This is a genomic window from Streptomyces sp. CA-278952, assembly GCF_028747205.1.
Taxonomy (GTDB): domain Bacteria; phylum Actinomycetota; class Actinomycetes; order Streptomycetales; family Streptomycetaceae; genus Streptomyces.
The window spans coordinates 2,334,253-2,345,085 of record NZ_CP112880.1; the positions used below are offsets into that span (position 1 = coordinate 2,334,253).

At 68.6% G+C, this 10,833-nt stretch carries 6 protein-coding genes; 3 read left to right on the forward strand and 3 right to left on the reverse strand.

Annotation, left to right across the window (positions count from 1 at the left end; genetic code table 11):
- Positions 1–110: 110 nt before the first annotated feature.
- Both N7925_RS10100 and N7925_RS10105 read left to right on the forward strand, forming a co-directional pair.
- Positions 111–3,215: a DEAD/DEAH box helicase gene (locus tag N7925_RS10100; protein ID WP_274343664.1), complete on the forward strand. Its 3,105-nt coding sequence runs from the start codon at positions 111–113 to the stop codon at positions 3,213–3,215.
- 52 nt (positions 3,216–3,267) lie between these two features.
- Positions 3,268–8,823, forward strand: a complete 5,556-nt coding sequence (locus N7925_RS10105; protein WP_274343665.1) for an Eco57I restriction-modification methylase domain-containing protein — start codon at positions 3,268–3,270, stop codon at positions 8,821–8,823.
- A 98-nt stretch (positions 8,824–8,921) separates the two neighbouring features.
- Here N7925_RS10105 and N7925_RS10110 read toward each other — a convergent pair whose 3' ends face one another.
- The 3 genes from N7925_RS10110 to N7925_RS10120 all read right to left on the reverse strand — a co-directional run bounded on the left by N7925_RS10110 (position 8,922) and on the right by N7925_RS10120 (position 10,052).
- The gene (locus N7925_RS10110) at positions 8,922–9,254 is read right to left on the reverse strand and encodes a hypothetical protein (protein ID WP_274343666.1); all 333 of its coding nucleotides are present in this window, start codon (positions 9,252–9,254) and stop codon (positions 8,922–8,924) included.
- Positions 9,251–9,529: a hypothetical protein gene (locus tag N7925_RS10115; RefSeq protein WP_274343667.1), complete on the reverse strand. Its 279-nt coding sequence runs from the start codon at positions 9,527–9,529 to the stop codon at positions 9,251–9,253. Before N7925_RS10115 ends, N7925_RS10110 begins: the two co-directional genes overlap by 4 nt.
- A gap of 346 nt (positions 9,530–9,875) precedes the next feature.
- The gene (locus N7925_RS10120) at positions 9,876–10,052 is read right to left on the reverse strand and encodes a hypothetical protein (protein ID WP_274343668.1); all 177 of its coding nucleotides are present in this window, start codon (positions 10,050–10,052) and stop codon (positions 9,876–9,878) included.
- A 362-nt stretch (positions 10,053–10,414) separates the two neighbouring features.
- On the opposite strand from N7925_RS10120, the gene N7925_RS10125 reads away from it, so the two are divergent.
- A complete protein-coding gene (locus N7925_RS10125; protein WP_274343669.1) occupies positions 10,415–10,657 on the forward strand; it encodes a GntR family transcriptional regulator in 243 nt (80 codons plus the stop codon).
- Positions 10,658–10,833: the final 176 nt, after the last annotated feature.

Here is a 10,833-nt window from a genome sequence, read left to right on the forward strand (position 1 = left end):
GCTACGAAAGGCGTTCGCGTCGCCGCTGTCACCAGTGGACACCATAGATTTTTTGCGCATCCAAGTCCGGCGTGCACCCCGGACCGTCTCATCGAAAGGAACCGCTCCTCATGCCCGACGCAGCGTCCGACCTCCCCTCGGGCCCGCCCCCGGCGGGCACGGTGATCGAGGTACGGGACGAGGAGTGGCTGGTCCGCAGCAGCAGCGTGGTCCGCACCGGTGAAATCCTGATCGAGGCGACCGGTGCCTCCGAACTGGTCCGCGGGCATCATGCACGCTTCCTCACCTCGCTCGACGGCACGCCCCGTGTCCTGCGCCCCGAGGACACCCGGCTCGTGCACGACACGTCCGAGGGTTACCGCCTCAGCAGGCTGTTCCTGGAGGCGGTGCTGCGCAAGACCCCGCTTCCCCAGATCGAGCGCCGTCTCGCTCTGACCGAGGGTTTTCTGCTCGATCGCATGGACTACCAGCTCCGGCCGGCCGAGAAGGCTCTCGCCAATCCGCTGCGGCCGCGCCTGCTGATCGGTGACGTGGTCGGCCTCGGGAAGACGCTGGAGATCGGGATCCTCCTCGGTGAGCTGATCCGCCGCGGGCGCGGAGAGCGCATTCTCGTGGTCACCCCGGCACCGGTGCTGGAGCAGTTCCAGCACGAGATGTGGACCCGTTTCTCCCTGCCTCTCGTCCGCCTGGACAGCGTGGGCATCTCCCGGATCGAGCGGAAGATCCCGGTCGGCCGGAACCCGTTCACGTACTACAAGCGCGTCATCATCTCCATGGACACCCTGAAGAACGCCAAGCGCTACGGCACCTGGCTCCAGGGCATCGAATGGGACGCCGTCGTGATCGACGAGTCCCACAACCTGATCAACCGGGGCAGCGACCGCCGCGTCCTGGCCGAGCTGCTCGCGAAGCAGACCGACGCGCTGATCCTCGCGAGCGCCACCCCGCACAACGGTGTGATGCGGGACTTCACCGGTCTGGTCCGGCTCCTGGACCCGATGGCGGTCAAGGATGAGCAGAACCCCAAAGCGTCCGAGCTGCACCACCTCATGCTGCGGCGTACGAAGGTGAGCGAGGAGGTGGCCAAGGCGCTGGAGGGAGCATGGGCTCCTCGCGGCACCTCGGAGCCGATCCCTTGCACAGCGGGTGAGCTGGAAGAGCGTGTCTTCACCGAGCTCACCGAGAGTTGGCTCGGGAATCCGGCCCCCCACGCGGCCGATCGCCTCTTCCCGTATGTGCTGCTGAAGTCGTTCCTTTCCTCGCACCGGGCGCTGTTCGCGACAGCCCGCAAGAAGCTGTCCGGCATGGGCCATGCCCTGCCGGAAGGGCACAAGGACGTCACCGATCCGCCCTTGATTGGTGGGGAGACGCACTCGGCGGTGCCGCAGGTCGCCTCGCTGCTGCGCCTCACGGAGCTCGCGCGCGAGATCGAGCGTGCGTCGGCGACGGGAGCCGGGGCCACGGCCAAGCTCGCCGCCCTCGTCGCCTACCTCCGCCAGATCGACGTCGGTCCGGGCGGCCCGACCCGTGCGGTCGTGTTCTCCGAGCGGCGCGAGACCCTCAACTGGCTCGGCATGGCACTGCCCGCGCTGTTGGGCTGGAAGAAGCCCAAGGACGGCAAGGCCGCCGTGAAGGTGATGCACAGCGAGGTCTCCGACACGGTCCAGATGGACTACGTGGACGAGTTCGCGCGGGCCGGCAGCGACGTGCGGCTGCTGCTGACCGGCGACGGCGCCTCCGAGGGTGTCAACCTGCACCGGCAGTGCCACCACCTCGTCCACTGGGACCTGCCCTGGAGCCTGATCCGGGTCGAGCAGCGTAACGGCCGTATCGACCGTTACGGGCAGACCGAGAACCCCGAGTTCCGGGCGCTGATCCTGCGGAGCGCGGTCGAGGGCGCCCTGGATGACCGGACCGTCGCGGAGAAGGTCCTCGCCCGCGAGGCCCGGGTCCACGAGGTGTTGGGTGCGGTGGAAGCCGCAACGAAGGAGGACGACTGGGACAAGGAGGAGCGCCGGGTGATGGAGGCGCTGCTCCGGGACGCCCCGCCCGAGGAGGCGGTCGCTGACCTTCAGGCCTTCGATGTGGACGCCCTCGCCGAAGGCGGCGGCCTGGGCGCCGAGTTCTCCGTGGCGCGCCGGACGATGAGTGAGTTCGGCACCGGCCCGGCCCCGGTGGAGCCGGAGGCCGACGCCTCCGGGTCGGACGCGGAAGTCGACGCGGGCTTCGACGCCGACTTCGATTTCGATCTGGACGTGGATCTGGACGACTACGGGTCCGACGCACAGGACGAGCCCGTTCCGGCACAGGACGGACCGGACTCGACCACGGATGGATCCGGCATACCGACCGTGAATGAGCTGCGCCTGTTCGACACTGCTCCGGAGCGGAACCGCCTCCTGTACGTACGCACCGGGCTGGAGGAGCTGGCCAAGCTGGAGGCGCTCCACCTCGACGCCTCGTTCACCGGCACCGACCTGAGCTTCGACACCCCCGAGGATCTGGCCGACCGGCTCGACGTGCTGCCGCCCGGCTATCTGCGTGACCAGAACATCGCCCGCCGGATGAAGCTGACCTTCAGCCGTGAGGACGCGGCCGATTCCCTCAAGAGGGCACGCGAGGACTCCCATTCGTCCTCGCTCTGGCCGGACGCCCACTACGTCGGCGAACTCCACCCGGTCGTCGAGTGGATCACCGACAAGGTGCTCGTCCAGCTGGGCCGTCAGCAGGCCCAGGTACTCCAGGTCGATCCCCGCTACGCGCCCACCCCGGTGATCCTCACCCAGGGCGTGTGGTCCAACGCCGAGGGGCGCCCGACCCTGGTCGCCTGGCGTGCGATCGACCGGCTCGACGAGCCGGAGCCGCGTCTCCGGGAACTCACCCCGGAGCTTCTCTCCGAACTGCGCATCGGCCCGGACATGCCCGACCACTACACTCCGGGCGCCCTGAAAGACCTTCAGGCGCTTGTCCCCAAGGCCGTGGCCGAGACCCGACGCGAGCTTGAAGGCCTGCGGGAGATCGCCGACCGGGAGGTCGACGCCCCACTGCGCGCGTACGAGAAGCAGATCGGCGACTGGCGGCAGGAGCTGCTTCCGGGCTTCACCCGGTCCACCCGCGACGAGGCGGCGGACCACCTGGCCGAGGCGGCCGCCCGGCTGCGGACCGCGGGCGAGCCGATGATCCGGGTCCTGGCCGTTCTGGAGCCCGGCGCATGAGTCACCGTCCCCTCGGCCCCACCCCCATGAACAGCGAGCAGGAGCAGCAGGCGTGACGTTCGACTCCCTGATCAACGAGCGCGAGTACTTCCCGTCCTTCTACCTCGACGACATCCTGCCGAAACAGCTCGCGAGCGGCCCCCTCAAGGAGTGGTCGGCGCGCGAACGCCAGGGCGAGGCCACTCCCCGGCAGAACCTGCGCGACCTGACCCGCTCCTACATGGACGCACGGGCGGTACTCGGTCCGGACTCCGAGAAGTACAACGGGCTGCCGTACTCCGCGGCCGTCGCGGCGCAGGAGGCAGCCGCCGCCGTACTCAAAGCAGCGGGGCCGGACATAGAACCGCCCACTTTCCAGCCGACGCTGCCGGAGACCGAGGCCGATACCACCCCCGAGGGCGAATGGCGGGCCGCCCTGGCCGAGTGGCACGAACGCCTGTTGAAGGCCCTGGACTTCTCCCCGCGCCCCGGGCACTTCACCGTCCGCACCCCGACCGGCCCGATCGCCGTGCCCGTGGCCCATTCTGAGCCCGGGGTCCTCGTCCTGACCGGTGGTTTCGCGGAGGACCTGGACGCCACGCGCGGCGACGGTCCCGCGAATCTCCTCCCCTCCCCGGTCCGTGTCTCGGCCTCGAAGACACTGACGACCGTCCGCGAACTGGCCTCCTGGGTGTTGAACGCGGAGAACGCCCCGCGCTACGCGCTACTCCTCTTCGGCGGAGTGATGATCCTCGCCGACCGGCAGGCGTTCTCCCGCGGCCGCTATCTGGCGGTGAACCTGGACACCGCCCTGCCCCGCAAGGCGGCGAAGGGCACGAAGGCCAACGAGATCGACCTGATCGCGGCGATCTTCGCGGCCTCGTCCCTGCGGCCCGGCGAGGACGGTTCGGACGACGAGATCGCCAAGCTGGTCGCCGAGTCCCGGGACCACTCGGTGGGCGTGACCGCCGAACTCCGCGTCGGGCTCCAGAAGTCCGTCCAGCTCATCGCCAACGAGGTGTTGCTGCGGGCCCGCGAGGAGTCCGGCGTCCACCCCGAGGACCTGCCGGAATGGCTGCCCGACGCTCTGCCGGAACCCGGCGACCTGCCGCATCTCCTGACCGAGGAGTCGCTGCGCTATCTGTACCGGATCCTGTTCCTGCTGTACGCGGAGGCCCGGCCGGAGCTCGCCATCCTGCCGGTGAGGAGCGAGGAGTACGCGACCGGGTACAGCGTGGCCCGGCTGCGTGAGCTCGTCGTCCAGGAGAAGCTCGGCAGCGCGTCCCGGGACCGGTTCCACTTCCACGACTCGCTGGCCCTGCTCTTCGAGAAGGTGTTCACGGGCCACCCGGTGGCGAGGACGGTCACCGACCGGAACGCGCCGATCGAGGAGGCGCCCGAGCTGGTCGAGGACGACGGGCATGAGGGCGTACGTATCGAGGCTCTGCGCTCACGGCTCTTCGACCCCGAGTCGATAGGGCTGGTCGGGCAGAAGATCCCCTACCCGGAGCCGACCCGCCGCGACGGCTCGCCGGCCCCGGCGAAGCCCCTGGATCTGCGGCTGCGCAACAAGGTGCTGCATCAGGTCCTCCGCCATCTGACCCTCGTCGAGGGCCGGGGCAAGGGCCGGGGTGGGTTCATCAGTTATGCGAACCTCAGCATCAACCACCTGGGCGCGGTGTACGAGGGCCTGATGTCGTACACCGGGTTCATCGCCACCGAGCCGATGTACGAGGTTGCGAAGGGCGGCAATCCGGAGGGCGGGTCCTGGCTGATCAAGACCGAACAGGTCCAATCCGGCCTGTACTCGGACGTGCCGGGCACCAGTGTCTTCGTCAAGGAGGACGGCATCAACCCGGAGACGGGCGAGCCGGACTCGGTGGTGCACCCGGTCGGCTCGTACGTGTACCGGCTGGCGGGCCGGGACCGGCAGACGAGCGCCTCGTACTACACGCCGGAGTCCCTGACGCAGGCCACGGTGGAGCAGACGCTCCGCTTCCGCTTGGACGACGAGGGCCGCGTGGACCCGCGCGAGCCGGAGAAGTCCGACGTCACGGCGGCGGAGGTGCTGCGCTGGCGGGTGTGCGAGCCGGCGCTCGGCTCGGGCGCGTTCCTTAACGAGGCGGTCAACCAGCTGGCCGAGCTGTACCTGAAGCTGGCGCAGCACGAGGAGCGCGAGCAGATCGACCCGGAGGAGTACCCGCGCGAACTCCAGAAGGTCAAGGCGTACATCGCCCTGCACAACGCGTACGGCGTCGACCTCAACAAGACTGCGGTGGAGCTGGCGGAGATCTCGCTCTGGCTCAACACCATGTACCCGGGGATGCGGGCGCCCTGGTACGGGCTGCACCTCCACCGGGGCAACTCGTTGATCGGTGCGGCGCGGAAGGTGTATCCGGGGCAGTCGCTGGGTGACGGTGGCTGGTTGAAGGCCTCCGGCCAGCAGGCGCCGAAGGCGGTCCCGCTGACCGAGAAGCTGGGGGGTGTCGGCGTTCATCGGCCGGTGCACCAGTTCCTGCTGCCCGCGCTCGGGTGGGGCTCGGTCGGCGACTCGGTGTCGGTGCGGAAGGCCACGGGGAAGAGCGTGGTGGCCGGGGCGGAGGCGGACTGGCTGGAGCCCGAGCTGATCGAGGCGATGAAGAAGTGGCGTTCGGGTATCCGCCGGGCACCGAAGGGCGAGAAGAAGTCGTCTCCGTCGGCGTCGGAGAAGGCCCCGACCAGCCAGGCCACCGTCCTGGCGCGGGAGGTGCGGAGTGGGCAGGGCGCGCTCGATCTGGGCCTGGAGATCTGGGAGCAGTCGGGCTTCGACTTCTCGGCACGGGCGGCGGAGCCGGAGGAGTCGGCGGGCGGGGCTGCGGTGCCGGCTCCCGCGAAGCGTGCCGCCCGGGCGGGGCGTAGGGCGGGCGCGGGTGCGGATGACGGCTCCTACGGGCAGGCGGGGCGCCTGCGAGCGCTGGCCGAGCGGGTGGAGTACCTGTGGGAGCTGGTCCAGTTGAGGCTGGAGCTGTCGGAGCAGGAGATCTCGCGTGACATCCCCGTGTGGGGTGCGAAGCGTGAGGGCAAGCGGTCGGCCCCTGTCATGGACCGGGAAGCGGTACTCGACGCTCTGCAGATGGAGGGCAGTCCGTACTGGCGGCTCAAGCAGGTCATGGACGCGTGGTGCGCCCTGTGGTTCTGGCCGCTGGAGGAGGTCTCGCTCCTGGACGGCACGGCGCCGGACTACTTCAACGGGGCGCAGGACCTGAAGAAGCTCAGCAAGGGCGGCCGCGACCGGAAGGTGGCGCTGCGGAACCTGGACGAGTGGATCGAGTTCGCGGAGGCGGTCGTCGGGCGTGTGGATGTGGAGCCGGGTAAGGACACCGGCTCGCTGTTCAAGGTCCCTGAGGTCAACGGGCTTGAGGGACTGGATGAGTTCGAGCGGTCTCTCGACGACAAGATGAGCGAGATCTCGGGCTGGGTGGACTTCCTGAGCCTGGGGGACCTCTTCCCATGGCACGGGACGGCGGTCCGGATCGCCAGGGACCAGGGCTTCCTTCACTGGGAGTTGGACTTCGCGCATGTGTTTGCGGGGGGTGGGTTCGACCTGATGGTGGGGAACCCGCCGTGGGTCAAGCAGGAGTGGAAGGAGAGCGGGGTCCTCGCGGAGTCCGAGCCGTGGTTCGAGCTGGCGGAGAAGCCGAGCAACGAGGCTTGGGCGGAGCGGAAGGCCGCGGTACTGGGTGGGGAGGTGGCGCGGTCGGAATTTATGGGGGAGCTGGCGGAGGCCGCGGCGACTTCGGGGTACTTGGCGTCAGTGGATGCCAATCCTGAGCTGGTGGGGACGCAGCCTGATTTGTATCGGGCGTTCATGCTGCTGGTGTGGCGGGCGGTGGGAGAGCGAGGAACGGCGGGGCTGATCCATCCATCGTCACACCTGACGGGGGCGAAGGAGGGCATGTTGCGGAAGTCGACGTACCGACACTTGCGGTTGCACGCCGACTTCGAGAACCAGCGCTCTCTGTTCGCGAAGCCTGTCGGTCACAGTCGGCACTTCAGTGTCAACGTGTACGGACGCCCCCAGCAGGAGATCCGCTTCCAGCACCTCAGCTGGCTGTTCGCACCTGAGGTGCTGAGCGAGTCCGTCCGCGACAAGAAGGAGGGTCGACCGCTTCCCGGGCTCAAGCGAGACGGAAAGTGGGACATCCGTCCGCACAAGGGCCGTGTGCTGACAGTAGACAAAAGCGTTCTCGCAGACTGGCGCAAGCTGGCCAGCGAGGAGAGCCCGGCGCCGCTGGAAGAGACCAAGTTGCTCTTCCCTGTAACGACGGCTGAGAAGGCAGCCATCGCTGCACTCGCCCGCTGGCCGTACCGGCTTGGCTCTCTCGATCCGCGCATCAGCCCCGGCTTCCACGAGAAGAACGACCGCACGGCGGGCTACTTCACGTGGGAGCCCGGCCCGGCGGATACGTGGGCGGACGTCATTCTTCAGGGGCCCATGTTCGGGGTTGCGACGCCGTTCCTCCGTAAGGCCGTAGCGACCAACAAGCTGGGGGCATGGAACTCGGGGGCATTGGAAGAGGATGCCGTCCAGCACACGAACTATCGCCCGGCAGGCAGCCGTGCCAAGTATGTTGCCGCGCAAGACCGCTGGGTGGACCACGGTCGGCTGACGCAAATGCAGGGCAATCTTGCAGCCGTAACGGCTGCAGAGGAGGACGTGAGGGCCGCAGATCCCGAGCTGGACGAAGGTGCCTGCGAGCAGGCCGTTGACGCACTGCTGCTAGCGGCGAGTTTGCGGCCGTACTCGGAATTCCCACGCGTTGCGTGGCGGCGCCAGATCGCTTCAGACACAGAGCGCAGCCTCTACGCCGTGCTGGTGCCACCCGGACCAGTTCACGTAGATCTCTTGAATTCCATGGCGTTGGCCAACAACATTGAAACGGTACTTGCGGCTGGCTTCATGGCCGCTCTCCCACTCGACTACTACCTTAGAGTCACAGGACGAGGGGACCTTCGTGTAGGGGAAGCCAAAACACTTCCTGCCCCCACTTCCTGCCATCCGTTGGAGCAGGCACTCCTTCTCCGCACCCTTCGCCTCAGCGCGCAGACCAACGCCTACGCTCCCCTCTGGGACGAGCTCTATGCTTCCCCGTGGCAGGAAGACACCTGGGCCGCTGCCGCGCTTTGGCCCAGCAACACGCCTCCGCTCACCGAGAGCATCGGTCCGACCTGGACCCGCGACACTCCGCTCCGCTCGGAATTCGCGCGCCGCGCCGCCCTCGTAGAGATCGACGCCCTGGTAGCAGTCTGGCTCGGTATCAGCGCTGACGAGCTCGTCGCCATGTACCGGGCCCGCTTCCCCGTGCTCCAGCAGTACGAGGAAAAGATGTGGTTCGACGCGACCGGGCGGCGGATCGCCAAGGCGCACCAGCAGCACGGGTACGGGCAGCCGAAGGACGCCTGGAAGCAGCTCAGCTCCCATGAGCATTTCCCGCTCGAAGCCAACGTGCCCGACGGGTACGAAGGGCCTCTCTACCAGGCGAACCGGGTCGAGGAAATGCGGGCCGCGCACGCGGAGTTCACGCGGCGGATGCGGGCCGTCGGATGGGAGCCCGGGGACACGGAGCCGCCGGAGTCCGCTGAGCAGTAGGCCGAACGTCGTCCGCCCCGCTTCCCCTCAGGGAGAACGGGGCGGACAAAAAGGCCGCCCTACGGAACCGGATGCGCGATCATCACGGTGGGCCCGGGTCAGAACTCGGCGGGATAGTCGTCGATCCTGATCACGCGAGCGAGGTAGAACCCACGCTCCCCCTTGCCCGTGGCGGTCTCGTGGAATTCGATGAGGCCGAGGCCACGCGGCATGGCCGAGACATACGCCCCAGGGACGCCCGGCAGCGGCCGGCCGCTCGGCGGGAGCACGCCCAGTTCCAGGGCCTCGCGCATCTCGACCATGACAGAGGAGACAGCCGACATCACGTCGGCAGGGGTCTCGAGGCTGAAGAGGACCTCTTCGGCCTGGGGCGAGAGGCTCAGCGGGTCTTCCTCCTCCGGCCCCTCGTACGGGTCACCCCCGCCACTCACCGTTCGCGCTCCCGCAGCTCCCGCATGACCGTGGACGCCGAGCGGCCAGGGGCAGTGCGCGCCTTCACCGCAGCGGATGTACGCGCGGTCTGTGGGTCGCCTGCCACCTGGACCAGAAGCCACCAGTTCGTCAGGATGTGGCCGATCGTCTCGGGGGTGGCCTCGCCCATCTCGCGGTAGAACTCCATGCGCTGCGCAGGGGGCAACGCGGCGGCCACGGCGTTCTGCGTGCGCGGGATCGACTGCGGGCCGGAGTGGATCGGCTGCGTACTCACGGTGACCTCCAGGGTGGGCCCCGCCAGCGTATCCGGCGAAGCCGTGGACGCGTCGGGGGCGACGCGGGGCGCCTTGGCCCAACCGCGATGGAACGCGAGCACCGTCACTGTGCCGCGCGCACTCACTCGGCACCGTCCCCACATCGGTCGTGCCTGCTCGGGAAAAGGTCGATCACGTCGGGCACCGGCGGAAAGTGTGGGGCACACTCCGGACACGCGTACATGTTCCACCCCGGCCCGGAGTTCTGGTGCACCTCGGCGACGACGACGGGCGCATCCGTGACGTAGTGGCAGCGCACGCACATGCGGACGGGCTTCCGCGCCGACGCGCCAGAGGTCGATTCGCTCACCAGGCCATCCCCATCGCGTGCACGTCCCGGGTGTCCAGGTCAATGCCGAAGTCCGCCGCCATCACGAGGCTGAGGCGCCGCAACCGCTGGCGGGCAGCGTGCTCCTCTTCCCTCTCGCACTCGACCAGGTATGGGCGGACAATGGCCGTGGCCTCCCCATCAAGCCTTTCCACGAGCCCGTACGGTGACCTGGGCCGCGCGGTCCGCCCCCGAACTGGACGGGACCGCCCGCCGAGCTCTTGTCCGGCAGGGGTACCGGCCGGGCCAGCTTCTTCCGCCCGCCGGACGGAAGAAGCGGCCGGCAGCGCGCCGACCCTGCGCCTCCCGGAACCAGGCGCAAGCACGCTCAACAGCCACGCAAGCAGCGCGGCGATAGGGTTTCGCATATCCGAAGCTCCATTCTTCGGTGAGCCCCTGGGGATCGGCCCTTGCCCGGCCGCCCTGGGGGCGTTTCTGTGTTCGTCGCCACTGTAACCGCAGTTATCCACGGTTATCTAGGGATGCGCAGAAAGCTGCGGTAACCCACGCTGACGGCATGGACCTTGATCGCACTCGCCCGCTGTGGAGACAGATCGCAGCCGAGCTCGTCCGGCGCATCCAGACCGGCACCTACCCGCCCGGGAGCCGCGTGCCGTCCACTCTGGAGATCGCCCAGGAGTTCGGCGTGGTGAATGCGACGGCGGCCAAGGCCATGCGGCACGTGCGGGAGCAAGGGTGGACGCGGGGCGAGGTCGGGTTGGGAACGTTCGTCGTCGACCCTTTGCCGTCCGCCAGCTGACGCGCCCGTAGCCCCTCCCACCTGCCCCTTCCGGCTGGATCCGGCCCCGCTGTCGGACCCCGCACGTAAAGTGGTCGAGATCGGGGGCGAAGCGATCACCCGCGATCGGTGACACGAGCCGAGACGCACGTCGTGACACAAGTCCGGGGCGGAACCGGAGCAGAACAACGGGGGAG